This is a genomic window from Prevotella jejuni, from assembly GCF_900187995.1.
In the GTDB taxonomy this organism is placed as follows: domain Bacteria; phylum Bacteroidota; class Bacteroidia; order Bacteroidales; family Bacteroidaceae; genus Prevotella; species Prevotella jejuni.
Window position 1 is genome coordinate 80,901 of record NZ_FZNZ01000007.1, and the last position, 15,396, is coordinate 96,296.

The window sequence follows — 15,396 nt, forward strand, 5'->3', positions numbered from 1 at the left end:
ATGCTCGAGAACGATAGGCCCTCTCAGGGGACGGTTGTTTTGATGACTAAGTTTATATCGTTGTAGGTGATGTCCGAAGGGCATTGTTCTTTAATCGGTTTGATGCCGTTCTCTCTTCCTACTGCTTTTGCGATACGTTTGATGATATTAATTTTCTTTTCCTCTATGACATCTTCAAGTTTTATATCTCCATTGTTGATGTAAGGAATGAGGTGTCCTTGAATGGTTCCTTCGGTTAGCCCACGTTCCTTAGCAATCTCTTCGATGCTTTTACCTGCTTTATAGAGGATGTAAGACTGCTCGTATGTGCTAATCTTGTTAGCCGCTGGGCTGTCTTTTGTTTCTCTTCTCTTTCTTCTTTTTCTCTCGGTTTCATCGCCAATACTGTTGAGAATAGCCTCTTGCTTCCTTGTCAGATAGTTTGTTATGGTGAAGTCTTCTTCCATCATACTCTCTAATAGGTCCTGCTTGGCGTCGTATGTCTGTTTAAGTTCCGTGTAAGTACTATCAAAGCGTTTAGCCCCAACCTTATTATTCGTTTCTACCTCTTTCGTTAATGGTATGGTCTTGCTGAATATCTCCGTCAATTCACTATGGAAATAGAGAGCTCCCTTCTTTATTCTCTCCTTGAAATCTTCTCTCTGAAGCTGCTCGGTAGTCATAGACTTGATAGTTTTCTCCCATTTCATCGATACTCCGATGACTCTGTTCTCTAAGTCAGACAACGCCATCTTGTGGAGTGCATTTATCTTAGTGTACTTGAAGAAGAACTCTGTAAGGACTCTGAAGAGGGCGGCCTCATATACTTTAAGGTCGTTGAAATTAAACATCTCAATGAGTAGCTGGCGATAATATTCCTCTTTGAGCGTTGGTAATACGGAGATACTCTTCTGTGCCTCTTCTGTTTGATGAGAGATATAATCGCTCACTCTACTATCGTTAATGATAGCCGTATTGCCGATAGGAGAGGCTAAGACTAAACCTTCTAACGACTTACAACGACTCAGTGCGACATAGACCTGTCCCGACGCAAAGGATGCCTGTGCGTCTATGATAGCATGTTCAAAGGTTAATCCCTGACTTTTATGTATGGTTATGGCCCATGCCAAGCGGAGTGGATACTGTTTGAACGTTCCTTGCACCTCAGCTTCTATCTGTTTTGTCTTTTCATTCAAGGTGTATTTGGTGTTCTCCCAGGTTTCTGCTTCAACATCAAAGGGCTCTTCATCGCCAGGACAAAGAACGCTGATTTTCTCATTGTCTACGTAGGTGACGTGTCCAATGCGGCCGTTATAGAACCTTCCAATGTTATCATTACGGATAAACATCACCTGTGCCCCAACCTTTAATGTTAGGTTGAAATCTGTTGGATAGTTGTATTCTGGAAAGTTTCCCTCTGTCTCTGCACTGAAGGTATAGGCCCTTGTCGGAAGATTTCTTAATTGGTCTTCGTTATAGCTTTCGGCCATCCTGTTGTGTGTCGTCAGTCGGATATAGTCACTCCCCTGCTTCGGTTGGAAAGTGGGGTCGTAACGTTGGTTGAGTCTTTGGAGGTCGCTCTCCGATACGTTACCCTCCCTTATATTATTAAGTAAGGTGATAAAGGTCTCGTCTTGCTGTCGATAAACATGGGTAAGTTCAATCGTAACGTAGTTAATACTACGCAAAGCTTTTGAACCGAAGAAATAAGGAGTATCGTAGTAACGTTGTAGTAATTCTTCCTCTGTGGGTGTCACGACAGGAGTGAGTTGTTGTAGGTCGCCTATCATGAGGAGCTGCACACCCCCAAAAGGTTTGTTGGGTTCACGAAAACGGCGCAGCACAGAGTCGATGGCATCGAGTACGTCGGCCCTTACCATACTTATTTCGTCTATGATAAGTAGGTCGAGTGTACGCATAATCTTACGTTTCTCTTTGCTATAATCAAATCGATTCTTAATGTTCGCATTAGGAACAAAAGGCGAGAGGGGGAGTTGGAAGAAGGAATGGATGGTCATGCCGCCAGCATTCATTGCTGCCACACCAGTGGGGGCAACGATGACGTTTCGTTTGTTGCTGTGTTCTTTAAGTGCGCGAAGGAATGTGGTTTTGCCCGTACCAGCCTTTCCCGTTAGGAAAATACTAATTCCGGTGTGTTCTACAAAGTCCCATGCATTGCGTAATTCTTGGTTTTTCTCCATTCTCTTGTGCCTTTTTTGTTTGCGGCAGGCAAAGTTAGTTTAAATATTTGAGAAAAGCAAGTGTTGCCACTTTGATTTATGTCAATCGGCTTGATACAGCATAATAAAAGGCCAAAAAGGCAACGTTCTTCTGCGTATCTTTTGTTGGATAGTATTTTTCTCTCTAACTTTGCACTCGTAATTAAAAGGATAATATATTATGAATTGGGGGAAAACGTTCCCCATTAAAGGTAGAAAGATTATGGTTTCATTAGTAATTTCAGCTGTTGTAGTAGCAGCATTAGTAGCAAAGGCAGTTAGTGTTAACAATCACATCGCTGCCTAATTAAAAAGGTAATTTAGAAATTTGAGAGTATTTACAAGGTCCCGACTCCGTTTATGACGTAGTCGGGATTTCTGTTTCTATTTTCTTTTATGAGTTTGCCTTGTTGCTATTCCTTATATATAGAAAGGTGGAGCTGACCTACCTTTTGTAATTAAAGGCAAACTTTGGTAGAGCTGTAACTGTAAAGGGGATATGCTGAACATGGAACAAGAAAAGAGAATGGCTTTTATATTTTTTAGCTAATTTCTTGTTTGTTTCATATATTCTCACTACCTTTGCGCCCAGTTAAAATAAAATTAACTCGTAATAACGATGAGAGTCATAAAGAATATTAATTCAGCAAATGTTTGCACCTTATTAGGAAATAAAGGCGCAGACATGCTTTGTGCTGCATTAGATTCTTTAACGAAGAAAGATGAAAAAAATATCGCAAATTATTTGGTAGTTCCAAATAATTTTGTACTCTCTCTCTCTCTCTCTCTCTCTCTCATATAGGCCAGGCCTAACTTCCCCACTTTTTTCTTCTCGCATACGCGCGCGAGGCGTGCCGTGCAACCCCTGTAAACAAAGGACTTTTCGGAGTTTCCTTTGTTCGCTTTTTTGTGTCCCTACGTAAACGAAATAAGAAGAAATTAAGCACGAAATAATAACTATTTTAATTGATAAAACAATGGAGAAAAAGAAACAAAAGAAGAACTATTCTGCACCAAAGTGTGAAATAGTCCACGTAAACGAAACCACTAATCTGATGGACGCATCCATGCCTGGTCAGCACAAAAAGGCGAACCATGCTACTGGTCCAGCTGGTGCTAAAGAAAGTCAATGGGATGAGGAAGAGTTCGAAGATGAAAACTCAACTTCATGGGAAGACTAAGAGAGAGTTATTAACTAAAAGAACAAATAAAAACGAATAAATGATGAAGACAACAATGAAACAATATTCATTCGCATCGCAACTAAAGTCTTTGGCTGTCGTGTTCGGCATCGCCTTGACTTTCGCATCTTGTGCTAAGGAAGATGTGGCACAAAACCCAACCAACAAAGAGGGCGACAACGATAAGAACCTTACGACTTTCATAGCAGGCGATGAGGCAAAGACTCGCACATCATTGGATTATAACAGTAGCGATTTCTCTTGGGAAGCAGGCGACTATATCTACGTAAAGGATGACGACGGCGTATTGCGGAAGAGTACGAACGCTCCTACGAGCAAGGTGGCTGCTTTTATGTATAAAGTTCCAGGCAAGTTTACTGCAAATACAAGTTATAAGGTTTATTATTTCGGTAAGAATAGCAGCAATAACCAAGTGGTTATCCCATCTGCTCAAAGTCAGTCAACACCAAACAACACCGAGCATTTTGGCGTATCAGGTGACTATGGTACAGCAACTGCTACAGGAACCTTAGGAGGAGGGTCTTTCAGCTTCGAGTTAGAGCATCAGGCAGCTTACCTTGTCTTCCACCCTTATGTAAGCAACACATTGTTGCAGAACTGCTACTTGACAAAGATAGAAGTAAGTTCAGATAATGACATTGCAAGCACCTATACCTTGAACGCCAGCACAGGCACGTTGCAAAGTGTCAGTACAGGTGCAGAGGCTGACAAGGAGATAATCCTTAGCACCAAAGGTAGTGGAGCTTATGCTAACGGCTTCCCTTTGAATACAGCTTCTGATAATATAGCAGTTAATGGAGCCTACATGGTGATTAAGCCAGGCACTCATACCTTGAAAGTACGTTATTGGTTAAAGGATGTTTCAACTGGAACAGAAGGAACAGTTACAAAGGCCTTTAAGGCTTTTAACTATGACGTGAATAACTATTATGATATAGATGGCAACCTTAACATCCGCGACTACGATGGCGACCATTATTACCAGTGGGATGCTCAGGAACAATACTGGAAGGGATACGAATGGACAAGGCACTTGCCAGGAAACACAGGTCAGCCAACACTAAACGGTAACAGTTCATCTAATTACGCCAAGAGCAACGCTGACCCTCGTTACAAGAATGAAGGTCTCGGTACACCATTTAATGCCACCCATTCATGCGCAAGTCTACCTAACGTGAACGAGATGACGTGGTACGCTGCCTATGGCAATCCCTGTTGGGACGCAGACGAATTATGGACAACTATGGGGCATTTATATAAAGGTGGCATGTGGTTTAAGAAAAAGTCAGTATTGCAAGACGAAGGTCATTACAACAGCAACATGGCTGCCCCCGGAAGCGATTTTCGTACAATAGGAAACGCTGACAGCAGGCCTGCATTTCATACCCTTCCTTCCGCAGCTGACGCAAACAAATATTTCTACCTGCCCGCCTTGGGTCGCTACTACAATGGTAAGCTGGACGACGTTGGCAGCAGCGGCTATTATTGGTCGTCAAGTGCTTACCCGGGGTATAACCACGTCGCGTACTATCTGTACTTTAACAATACTTACCTCAGCGTAGACTACTACTACGTCCGCTACAGCGGGATGAGGATCGATCCAATGGTTGAGTAGTCCGTGCACTTGCCTTTTATAGGTGTCGCCCTCTAAAAGGCGACACCTTAACCACCGCCGAACGGCGGTCGCCGAAAATTTTATAAAATTAAGAATATACATAATAATAAAATAGTCGACAAGAGAATGAAATTGTCTTCAATCTTGGCATTAGAAGCATCAGAAGAGGTAAAGATTTATCTTCATCGTGAAGGTCTTTTTGGGAAGGCTTACGAGCGGAGTGCTTAAGAAACCCCACCCCAGCCTTCCCCAAAGGGGAGGGAGTGCCTAACGGGATAAAGGAGGGTGAGAGATAAGGAAAAATCTAACCCGTTGCAAGAAAATTTCTAACGTGTTAGAAATTTACGGGGAACGGGTTAGCGAGAAATTTCTAACGGGTTAGAAATTTATGGGGAACGGGTTAGAAATTTTCTTTGGCTCTTTTAGCTTGTTGGAAACATATTGCTGCAAAGTGCAGCAGAAGTAAGTAATAACTAATAAAATCTTAAACACAATGAAAATCAAATTGATTGAAAGAAGAAAACCAGGTACCAAGACAGGTCCTGGAAAGTTTTATGCAAGTCCTGTGAATGTGGGGAAGAAAACTCTGCGAGATATTGCGCATGACATTGCAGGGCGTTCTTCGCTCACACGTGGTGACATCGAAAACGTGCTGGCAAACTTTATGGATTGTCTGCCTCATTATCTTCGTGACGGCTTTAGTGTGCAGTTAGGAGAGTTTGGGACGATGCGCCTAACACTTTCAAGCGAGGGGGCTGCAACGGAAAAGGCTTTTAAGACCGAGACAATTAAGCCGCGGGTAACGTTTACGCCAGGCGTGGAACTAAAGACGGCTCTGCGTGATAACTCGTATGAGACGGTGAGAAAGACAGAAGAGGCAGGGAAAGACAAGAAGGAGGATAAGAAAAAGAATGGAGGGGGAAGTGGCCCTGTAGCGGGCCAAGGATAGGAAAGGATATTGGGCTTATGAGCCTAATGAGGCCAATAGGGCTAATATTCAAGAAAAGAAAAAAGTTCGGTTTTAATAATACTGAATTGATTAATTTAGTTTTAATTATGTTTCCAGCGGGAAGGCATTGATGTGATATCAATGACGATACATCGGTAATTTAATTTTCGTTTCTTGCCCCTGGCACCATGGTTGGTGTCATGGGGCAAGTTTTTTGGTGGTAGCTCGTTGATTTTTTTCCTCACAGATTTTAGAACGTAAGAAACTCGTTGGGGATTTTATCTCTCACAGATTTTCACAGATGAACAGAACCCTTTCTGCTAACAGAGAGAACCCACAAACGCCGGCAAGCGGCGACAGATATCACAGAGCGTTATTGCTAATCATCAACACCTAACAATTAACACCCAACACCCAACAATGGCTGAAAGGCTCTGTGATATCGGTTGACTTAATGTCTCTGTGCGTCTTTGTGATTTCTGTTCTTCTGTGTAGTTCTGTGAGAGAAAAAGGAGAACATGAGAGAGAGAGCGGCCCCTCCCCCAACCCCTCCCCCGAAGGGAAGGGGCGTGATCACCGAGATACCCCTATAATGAGGGTGTACGCTTCGTTCTATCCTCTTATCAGCAGCCCTATAGGGGTAACCTCACATACTTAGTTTGTCACACCATATTTCGGAGAGCTTGTTATTTCTGGTTTACGCCATAACCAAAGAGGGCAAAGTCGGCTTTTAGTGGGTCGTCGGGAAAGATTTCTAATAACTTATCTGTAAGTTTACGAGCCACCGACATAGAGGTAGTCTTACTTGTTATAAGACCTAATTGCAAGGACTGTTGTATGACATGGGTGTCAAGCGGCATGATGAGCGAGCGCACGCTGATGAGGTCTGACCATATACCGAGGTCGACAGGAGAATCTGTTCGGACCATCCAACGAAGGAACATACAAACACGTTTACAACTTGAACTTGCGTTCTTGGGTACGATTCCCACAGCTTCTTGCTCTTGGAAATAATGGCAGATAGCCTCTACAGCCTCAATAGCCTCGAGTTGATAGTTGTCGTCATTATGCCCAGTATGACAACGAATAAAGTTTTTCATGTCTCCATACACCTCATACATCGTTTGGAGCGCATTGAAGAGATCGTACATCATCGCATTGGTATAGAGACGATAAAAACAAGTATCGTCGTTAGGGATATCAAGTTTGTATTTCCCACTCTTTATCCATTCGTAAGGTTCATAGCGTGAACAGTCGAGCAGATATTGTATGCGTGGCATGAAAACGTTTCTTGAACCATAGCTAAGACAGGACGCAATGAAAGCGATTGTCTCCTGATTTCGTTCTCCAATCACCTGGTGCATAAACCATGATGGGTCGCCGTTGAGAAAATCAGGCACCTCGTATTTATTCGCAAGCGAAAGGAGTTTGCAGCGTAATGACCTTACTTCGGCTTCACTAAGAAGGCGTCTCACACCCCTTTCCTCCCTTGTCTGCGGAGGAGTTGGGGTGTGAGACGCAGCTTTTGTAGTCCTTGAACTTTTAGGGTATGTCTTCTTTACGTTTTGCTTCTTAGACATCGTTGCATTGATAGTTCTGTTGTCCCGCCTCTACAATCAGATGAGGCGTTACAGATTAGAAGGTAGCGTTTTGCCGAAGGACTTACTTCTCAGCAAGGATCTGAGCGGCATGATCCTTCGTCTTAACCTGCTTTGGACCAATGATACGTTCGATGATTCCGTCTTCGTTGATGATAAACGTGGTGCGGAAAGTACCCATGTAAGTGCGCCCGTACATCTTCTTCTCACCATAGACGCCGAAGGTGTTGACAAGTTTCAAGTCGGTGTCGGCAATGAGAGGGAAGGGAAGTTCGTTCTTCTCGATAAACTTCTTGTGTGATTTCTCGTCTTGGATGCTTACTCCAATGATGGCATAACCCTTATCCGTTAGCTCTTTGTAATTGTCGCGAAGGTTGCAAGCCTGTGCAGTACAGCCTGATGTTAAATCCTTAGGATAGAAGTAGAGGGCAATCTTCTTACCTTTATAATCACTCAACTTAATCTCTTTTCCGTCCTGGTCGGTACCAAGAATCTCTGGTGCTTTATCTCCTACGTTCATAATTCTTTCTGTTTTTAATTAATGATATAACCGTGCGCAAAGTTACTGAAAAGAAATGAAATGATTACAGGACGGGGTTATAAAGATGACATGTTAGCTGATAAATATTAGTTAATAGGTACGCTGGTATGGGTTTCCTTTTAGGTTGTTACGAGTTTATTATCCCTTGGATGGTGGTCTAATAACTATGAATTTATCGTTTTGTAGGGTTTGTGCGGCATTTCCTTCTGCATGACAAAGAGCTGTTCAAGTCTTATTGTTGTATTATGCTAAATATAGGAACAGACCTCAAAAGCAGTTAATTACTAAAAAAAGGTGTGGGATCTCATCTCCCGATGAAATCCCACTGGTAACTAAAAATATCCCATAAAAAATAGGATTTGGTAGTTATTTCTTACGTATGATTATCTGAAAAAGACTTTCTGTATTCTTATTTATTTAACCATTTCTTAATTCTTGCCATTGCTTCGATGCAATCGTTGCGGTCTCCAAAGCTTGTGATGCGTATGAAACCTTCGCCAGCTAAGCCGAAGCCAACACCAGGCGTACAAACAACCTGTGCACCATTAAGCATCTCTTCAAAGAATTTCCATGAAGGAGTGTTAGCCGGTGTCTTCACCCATAAGTAAGGTGCATTCTCTCCCCCGTAGACGGTAAGTCCTAACTCAGTAAGGCTTTTGCGTAAGATACGAGCATTCTCCATGTAATAATTGATGGTCTGTTTAATCTGCTTCTTACCTTCTGAGCTGTAGATAGCTTCTGCCGCACGTTGTGAGATGTAGCTTGTTCCGTTGAACTTTGTGCATTGTCTACGGTCCCAGTATTGTGCCACTTCAACACATTTACCATCTTTTGTTGTTGCTGTCAGTTCCTTTGGAATGATGGTATAACCACAACGAATACCCGTAAAGCCGGCAGTCTTACTGTAACTATGGAATTCAATCGCAACCTTCTTAGCATTTGGTATCTCGTAGATAGAGTGAGGAATGTCGTCGTCTTGAATATAAGCTTCGTATGCCGCATCATAGAAGATGATAGCATTGTGTGCCAGTGCATAGTCAACCCACTTCTGAAGTTCGTCCTTGGCTATCACCATGCCCGTTGGATTGTTTGGATAGCAGAGATAAACCATGTCGACACGATGGTCGGGAATCTGCGGCACAAACTTATTTTCCTCACTGCAGGACATGTATGTGACGTTGCTCCAACGGCCATTCTCGAAGACTCCTGCGCGACCTCCCATGACGTTAGAGTCAATGTAAACGGGATAGATAGGGTCGGTCACAGCCATTGTGTTGTCCTGACTCAATAGGTCGCCAATGTTTCCAGTGTCGCTCTTTGCTCCATCGTTGACAAATACCTCACAAGGGTCAAGGTGTATGCCACGTGCCTCGTAGTCGTTTTTGACAATGGCTTCACGGAGCCACAGATAGCCCTGTTCTGGTCCATAGCCATGGAAATGTTCCTTAGTCGCCATGTCGTCGACCGCCTTATGCATTGCTTCAATCACTGCGGGTGCTAAAGGTTGGGTAACATCTCCGATGCCCAGACTGATAACTTTCTTATCAGGGTGAGCTGTTTTATAAGCATTTACTTTCTTTGCAATGTCAGCAAAGAGGTAATTCTTTTGTAATTTAAGAAATTCTTCGTTAATATGTGCCATCTTGTGCTTGTTCTGTTTGGGATATGTCTATAAGCGTAGTCTCGCTCGTTTCTTGTAGAGACATCCTTTCTTATTCTTATCCTTCAGGAAGTTCGACCTCACCTTCGAAGGCAAAAGCCGCAGGTCCTGTCATGTAGATGTGGTTATCATCCTTCCATTCAATGGAGAGCGTACCGCCATCCATTTCTATTTCAACGGGTTTAGAACGGTCGGCAATGTTGTTCTTTATAGCCGCAGTCGCTGTGGCACAAGCTCCTGTCCCGCATGCCATTGTGATTCCGCTGCCACGTTCCCATACTCGTGTACGTAGATGATTGGCTCCTGTTAAGCATGCAAACTCAATATTGCAACGCTCAGGGAAAGCCGAGTCATGTTCTAACGCCTTGCCTATGACTGTTAAGTCGGTGTCAGTGATGAGCTGCTTTTTGTCGTCAATCTTGCTTTGATCAAGGAAGACAACGAAATGTGGATTACCCATACTTACGAAAGTGGGGTGTACATCGTTGCTTGTTTCTAAGGGAAGATGGTAAGGAACGAGGTTAGGAGAAGCCCCTTGGTATTGTTCCTTTACATCAAACTTAGGTTCAAGCATGTCGACTGTAACCGAGTCCACATGTTTTGTGTCAGCGCTGACATGTAGTTGTAGCACTTTAATCCCCGATAGCGTCTCAAGTCTAAGCTCTGTTTTCTCAGTGAGCTTTTTCTCGAAGAGATATTTCCCGATGCATCTGCTGGCATTGCCACACATCATTGCTTCGGAACCATCAGCATTGAAGATGCGCATTCTGTAGTCAGCATCTTTTACAGTTGGCTTCCCTATCAAGACCAAACCATCGCTTCCAATACCCATGTGACGATTACTCCATGCGATAGAAGCAACGCTTGGGTGAGGTATATCATACTTCAATGTGTCAACATAAATGTAGTCATTACCTGCACCGTGCATCTTGGTAAACTTTATCTTCTGACCCATTGTGTAATTTTCTTTACTCTCTTAGAAGGACGTTAATTTTATTATCGGGTGCAAATATACAATATTTTATTGAATTAATAGATAAATAATCGTATTTCTTATCAAGAATATATATTTTATTGATTATGTTGTTTGTTTTAGTCTACTTGTTAATTTATTACAAAAGTTTTTTTTCTTCTATGTTTGAAGTGTATGCTTATGACTGATAACTGACTTTCAAAGTTTTCTGTATTTGTTCGTTTTTTGTCATATATAGTTATTAGTATCAAGGTTTTTTACCTTTCCTTCATTGATGTGCACTTTGTTCTTTCTTGTTGAAGTTTTTATTTTGGGGTACGTCTTGTATATAGGTGAAGTTTGATTTGAAGGAAACTTTTTATCTATTTTAAGCAATTATTATAGAGCGAAAGATACTTGTTTTTTATTTTACAAATCTCTTATTTTGTTCATAAATGTTTCTTTGTGGCATACGTTGTTGTAACAGAAGAAAGGGAGCATACCCAAGTTAAATGAGTACACTCCCTTATTTTGATATTTTGAAGATGCTGCTTACCTTATATATATGATAATATGACTATCATTATAAATTCTCTTTTACGCATCTTCTTATTCGTTGTTTATCGTTTACCAAATATGTGCACGACTCTGTTGTGGTACGAAGAGTTTGTCACCTTCTTTGATATTGAACGCATCATACCAGTTGTCAATCATTGGTAGGGCAGCATTCACACGGCTGATACTTGGTGAGTGAACATCAGAATTGACAATATATGCAACAAACTGAGGTGCTACGTTGCTTGCCCAGACACGTCCCCAAGCGAGGAAGAAACGCTGTGCAGGTGTGAAACCGTCCATATCGCTCAATGGTTTTGCCTTCATACTGTTTTCAAGTGCACGGAAGGCAATGTTCAAACCTCCGTTATCACCGATATTCTCACCGAGTGTCTTCTCACCGTTTACATACAGACCAGGGATAACCTCCTGCTTGTTGAACCAGTCTACAAGAACCTTTGTACGAGCGTCATAGTTCTTCTTATCCTCTTCTGTCCACCAGTTCTTCATGTTACCATCTTTATCGAACTGACAACCTTGATCGTCAAATCCATGGCTCATCTCATGACCAATGACAGCACCGATAGCACCATAATTAGCAGCATCATCCACTGTTGGGTCGAAGAATGGAGGCTGAAGAATAGCTGCAGGGAAGTTGATGCTGTTGGTTGTTGGGTCATAGTAAGCATTAACCGTCTGTGGAGTCATGTGCCATTCCTTCTTATCAACAGGCTTACCCCAGCGTTTCGCAATACGATACTTCATAGCTGCTTCTTGTACAGCTTTCACGTTTTCAATCAATGACTTATTATCGTCAATCACGAAAACGCTATCCATATTCTGCCATTTATCTGGGTATCCAATCTTAATGTCAAATGCCTGCAATTTCTCTAAGGCCTTCTTCTTTGTAGCAGCAGTCATCCATGTGTTCTCTTCAATACGCTGTGCGAAAGCGTCTTGGAGGTTCTTTACCAATGTAATCATACGTTGCTTGCTGCTCTCAGGGAAATATTTCTGTACGTAGAGCTTACCTACAGCCTCACCCATGATACCCTGTACGAAGGCCAAAGCACGTTTCCAACGTGGTTGCTGTTGCTGAACACCGTATGCCACCTTCTTATATTCGAAGTTGCGATCAGTGAAATTGTCTGATAGCATACCTGCAGAGCTTGAGATAACAGCCAATTCCATATAAGCTTTCAGTGCGTCTAATGGTGCTGTGGCAAGTATCTTCTCTACCTCATGGACAGGTTCTGGCTGTCCAACATCAACCTTTCCGCCGTTGTTTGGATAGCCTGACGCTTTAAGGAGGTAGTTCCAGTCAACACCAGGATAGCTCTTTACGAACTGATCCCACGTCATTGGGTGATAGTTAGCTTGTGGGTCACGTGACTTTACCTGGTCATAGCTAACCTTTGCTATCTGGTTTTCTATAGAGAAGGCAGCCTCCATCTTCTTCTTAGCAGTTGCAGCATCGTTGCCAGTCATCTTGAACATATCGTTGTTCATACTCTTGTAAGCAGCCAGCACAGCCTTCTGCTGTTCGTTAGGATGGGTGTAATATTCTGGGTCAAGACCAATTCCACCTTGTGAAACACCAATGATATAGCGGTCAGAATTCATTGCATCGACTGTCATACCAAAGCCAACAGGGAAGGTGCCATAGCCTTTCACGTCAAGGTCGTACATCAGTTTGATGAGTTCCTTACGGTTCTTCGCAGCACGAATCTTTGCTAAGACGGGTTTGATAGGGGTATATCCCTCACGGTTACGACGTACGCTATCCATATAGAGATTGTAGATTGATGCAATCTTCTGTGCTACAGTGCCCTTTGTCTGTGGCTTCTTCGCATAATCCTCAACCATCTCACGGATGCGTTTCTTGTTTAGTTCTTCCAAATCAACAAAGGCACCGTTCATTGGATGCTCCTTGTCAAGAGGATGACTCTTCAACCAGTTACCTGCAGCATACTCATAGAAATTCTCACCGGGCTTCACGTTAAAGTCCATGTTGTTGCGGTCTACGCCCGACTTTAAGCCCTGTGCCATAGCTGATGTAGCTATGAATGAGGCTGCAAATAATAAAATTTTTGCTTTCATGTGCATATTGTTTTATGTGTTAAATATATACTTTTCTTCCATTTAATGTTACTTCTTCTCACCTTAAAGGTGCTATTAAGATGTTACTTGTCTTAGATATTATCTTATTACAAAGGTAAATAAAAAAGACCAATGTTATCCTATTAGTCGTATTTTTTACTGAAGAACTACATTAGCCGTGTGTTTTTTGTATTCTTTTAACATGCCTTAGCGGTGTTTTTCTATGTCTTTCAATTTCTAAAAGAACGGCTTTATGTGTTGTGACTATCTGCTAAAGAAGATGATATTCTCTTGTATGTGAAACATTTTTAACCGCATATAGGTTAGTAAGTTTGGGTAGTATGACTTGTTACTATTCGTAATTTGAATCCATATCGGTAAGCTTTTGTAATGTGTTTAGTACTCCGCACCAATGGTGCGGACGCCAAACACCATTGGTGCGAACCATCAGCACGACATGTGCGGAGTACTCGCACATGGGTTGAAGTTGGGAAGAAAGGAGCATCAAGCACATTATAATGATGATAATAAGAGGTTAATAACTAATCAATATATGGGAAAGACTCACCAGAGTGCAGTACTCATAAGCATTCTTTTATGCTATGCATTATTTCAATTGCACTACGGATAGTGCAGGAATCGTTGTGATATGCACTGTAGATAGTGCATTGTTTAACACAAATTGCACTGCTTGTAGTGCAATTTATTGCTGATTTTGCACTATGGTCAGTGCATTTTTCGTATCTTTGTAGCAAAAAGAAGAGCTATGGATATTAGTTTAATACAATTTATGCGGGAAAGAATAGAGTACACCTCTACCACTTTTCATCGTTATCTATATAATCGTTTAGACTGGGGAAGACAGATGTTAGGGCTGGTTGGTCCACGTGGTGTCGGTAAGACAACGATGTTTCTACAATATATAAAGGAGCATCAGTCAGAGCAGAATATGCTTTATGTTTCAGCTGATTATGTCTATTTTTCATCTCACACACTTGTTGATTTAGCAGATGAATTCTGTAGAGAAGGAGGAGAATATCTCTTTATTGATGAGATTCATAAGTATTCAGGTTGGGCACAAGAACTAAAGCAAATATATGATACCCATGTTGATTTGAAAGTTGCTTTTACTGGTTCGTCGGTTCTTGATATAATACAAGGAGAGGCAGACCTTAGCCGTCGCGCTCCTGTTTATCATTTACAAGGGCTTTCTTTCAGAGAGTATCTGGAGATGTTTAAGGGTATTGTTGTCCCAACTTATAGTTTAGAAGATATCCTTCAACATCGTGTGGAACTCCCCAAAGGAGTGGAACATCCACTACCTTTGTTTAAAGAGTATTTGCGTCATGGGTATTATCCATTTGGAGATGACGTTGAGTTTATAATGTTATTAAACCAAAGTGTCAATCTTACGATGGAGGTTGATATACCACAGTTTGCAAATATGACGCTTTCAACAAGTCGTAAGCTAAAGAAATTGCTTGCTATAATTTCACGTAGTGTACCTTTTAAGCCTGTCATGGATTCTTTGGCAACAATGGTGGGAGTGAGCAGGAATGTACTTCCTGATTACTTCTTGTATATGGAGAAGGCTGGGATTATTAGTCAATTACGAGATGCTACTGGTGGCATAAGAGGATTAGGTAAGGTGGATAAGGTTTATCTCGATAATCCTAATTTAGCTTATATCTTAGCAGGTAGTGAAGCTAATATTGGGAATATAAGAGAGACCTTCTTCTATAATCAGTTGAGAGTACATAATGATATTATAGTTTCTCGTATCTCAGACTTTGAGATTAATGGTGTAACCTTTGAAGTCGGAGGAAAGAGTAAGGGGCAGAAACAGATCGCTGAAGCTAAGAAGGGATATGTAGTAAAAGATGATATCGAGATTGGTACAGGTAATATCATACCTCTTTGGATGTTTGGATTGAATTATTAAGAAGTGTACCTCTCCTAATATAATAGGTAAGAAACACGAATACTATACCAAAGCAATCGCCCTCATCAGTCCAAGATAGAAATG

11 protein-coding genes are annotated in these 15,396 nt (G+C 41.8%); 5 read left to right on the top strand and 6 right to left on the bottom strand.

What is annotated here, in order from left to right; translation table 11 throughout:
* Positions 1 to 23: 23 nt before the first annotated feature.
* A complete protein-coding gene (locus tag CHB62_RS03705) occupies positions 24 to 2,180 on the bottom strand; it encodes a helix-turn-helix domain-containing protein (protein ID WP_089365761.1) in 2,157 nt (718 codons plus the stop codon).
* Positions 2,181 to 2,379: 199 nt separating this feature from the next.
* Here CHB62_RS03705 and CHB62_RS15120 point away from each other — a divergent pair, with 199 nt between their 5' ends.
* The 4 genes from CHB62_RS15120 to CHB62_RS03725 all read left to right on the top strand — a co-directional run bounded on the left by CHB62_RS15120 (position 2,380) and on the right by CHB62_RS03725 (position 5,964).
* Positions 2,380 to 2,505: a hypothetical protein gene (locus CHB62_RS15120; RefSeq protein ID WP_009010875.1), complete on the top strand. Its 126-nt coding sequence runs from the start codon at positions 2,380 to 2,382 to the stop codon at positions 2,503 to 2,505.
* 670 nt (positions 2,506 to 3,175) lie between these two features.
* A complete protein-coding gene (locus tag CHB62_RS03715) occupies positions 3,176 to 3,379 on the top strand; it encodes a hypothetical protein (RefSeq protein WP_089365763.1) in 204 nt (67 codons plus the stop codon).
* Positions 3,380 to 3,422: 43 nt separating this feature from the next.
* Entirely contained in the window at positions 3,423 to 5,015 is a 1,593-nt protein-coding gene (locus CHB62_RS03720; RefSeq protein WP_089365785.1) for a hypothetical protein, read from the top strand.
* 493 nt (positions 5,016 to 5,508) lie between these two features.
* On the top strand, positions 5,509 to 5,964 hold the full coding sequence (locus CHB62_RS03725) for an HU family DNA-binding protein (RefSeq protein ID WP_089365764.1): 456 nt from the start codon (positions 5,509 to 5,511) through the stop codon (positions 5,962 to 5,964).
* A 686-nt stretch (positions 5,965 to 6,650) separates the two neighbouring features.
* On the opposite strand, the gene CHB62_RS03730 is transcribed toward CHB62_RS03725, so the two are convergent.
* From CHB62_RS03730 to CHB62_RS03750, 5 genes are all read right to left on the bottom strand, one after another.
* Complete coding sequence (locus CHB62_RS03730; protein ID WP_240616226.1) at positions 6,651 to 7,544, bottom strand: TIGR02757 family protein; 894 nt, start codon at positions 7,542 to 7,544, stop codon at positions 6,651 to 6,653.
* An 82-nt stretch (positions 7,545 to 7,626) separates the two neighbouring features.
* Entirely contained in the window at positions 7,627 to 8,082 is a 456-nt protein-coding gene (gene bcp, locus CHB62_RS03735) for a thioredoxin-dependent thiol peroxidase (protein WP_009010869.1), read from the bottom strand.
* Positions 8,083 to 8,512: 430 nt separating this feature from the next.
* Complete coding sequence (locus tag CHB62_RS03740) at positions 8,513 to 9,745, bottom strand: LL-diaminopimelate aminotransferase (RefSeq protein WP_089365765.1); 1,233 nt, start codon at positions 9,743 to 9,745, stop codon at positions 8,513 to 8,515.
* A 76-nt stretch (positions 9,746 to 9,821) separates the two neighbouring features.
* Positions 9,822 to 10,718, bottom strand: a complete 897-nt coding sequence (gene dapF / locus CHB62_RS03745) for a diaminopimelate epimerase (protein ID WP_089365766.1) — start codon at positions 10,716 to 10,718, stop codon at positions 9,822 to 9,824.
* 624 nt (positions 10,719 to 11,342) lie between these two features.
* A complete protein-coding gene (locus CHB62_RS03750; RefSeq protein WP_089365767.1) occupies positions 11,343 to 13,370 on the bottom strand; it encodes a M13 family metallopeptidase in 2,028 nt (675 codons plus the stop codon).
* A 766-nt stretch (positions 13,371 to 14,136) separates the two neighbouring features.
* On the opposite strand from CHB62_RS03750, the gene CHB62_RS03755 reads away from it, so the two are divergent.
* Complete coding sequence (locus tag CHB62_RS03755) at positions 14,137 to 15,312, top strand: ATP-binding protein (protein ID WP_089365768.1); 1,176 nt, start codon at positions 14,137 to 14,139, stop codon at positions 15,310 to 15,312.
* The last annotated feature ends 84 nt before the right edge of the window (positions 15,313 to 15,396 follow it).

Bases quoted from the DNA above. Each gene is read 5' to 3' on its own strand.
- CHB62_RS03725 (WP_089365764.1), top strand. From the start codon at position 5,509: ATGAAAATCAAATTGATTGAAAGAAGAAAACCAGGTACCAAGACAGGT.
- dapF (WP_089365766.1), bottom strand. From the start codon at position 10,718: ATGGGTCAGAAGATAAAGTTTACCAAGATGCACGGTGCAGGTAATGAC.
- CHB62_RS03750 (WP_089365767.1), bottom strand. From the start codon at position 13,370: ATGAAAGCAAAAATTTTATTATTTGCAGCCTCATTCATAGCTACATCA.
- CHB62_RS03755 (WP_089365768.1), top strand. From the start codon at position 14,137: ATGGATATTAGTTTAATACAATTTATGCGGGAAAGAATAGAGTACACC.
- bcp (WP_009010869.1), bottom strand. From the start codon at position 8,082: ATGAACGTAGGAGATAAAGCACCAGAGATTCTTGGTACCGACCAGGAC.
- CHB62_RS03720 (WP_089365785.1), top strand. From the start codon at position 3,423: ATGAAGACAACAATGAAACAATATTCATTCGCATCGCAACTAAAGTCT.
- CHB62_RS03740 (WP_089365765.1), bottom strand. From the start codon at position 9,745: ATGGCACATATTAACGAAGAATTTCTTAAATTACAAAAGAATTACCTC.
- CHB62_RS03715 (WP_089365763.1), top strand. From the start codon at position 3,176: ATGGAGAAAAAGAAACAAAAGAAGAACTATTCTGCACCAAAGTGTGAA.
- CHB62_RS03705 (WP_089365761.1), bottom strand. From the start codon at position 2,180: ATGGAGAAAAACCAAGAATTACGCAATGCATGGGACTTTGTAGAACAC.
- CHB62_RS03730 (WP_240616226.1), bottom strand. From the start codon at position 7,544: ATGTCTAAGAAGCAAAACGTAAAGAAGACATACCCTAAAAGTTCAAGG.
- CHB62_RS15120 (WP_009010875.1), top strand. From the start codon at position 2,380: ATGAATTGGGGGAAAACGTTCCCCATTAAAGGTAGAAAGATTATGGTT.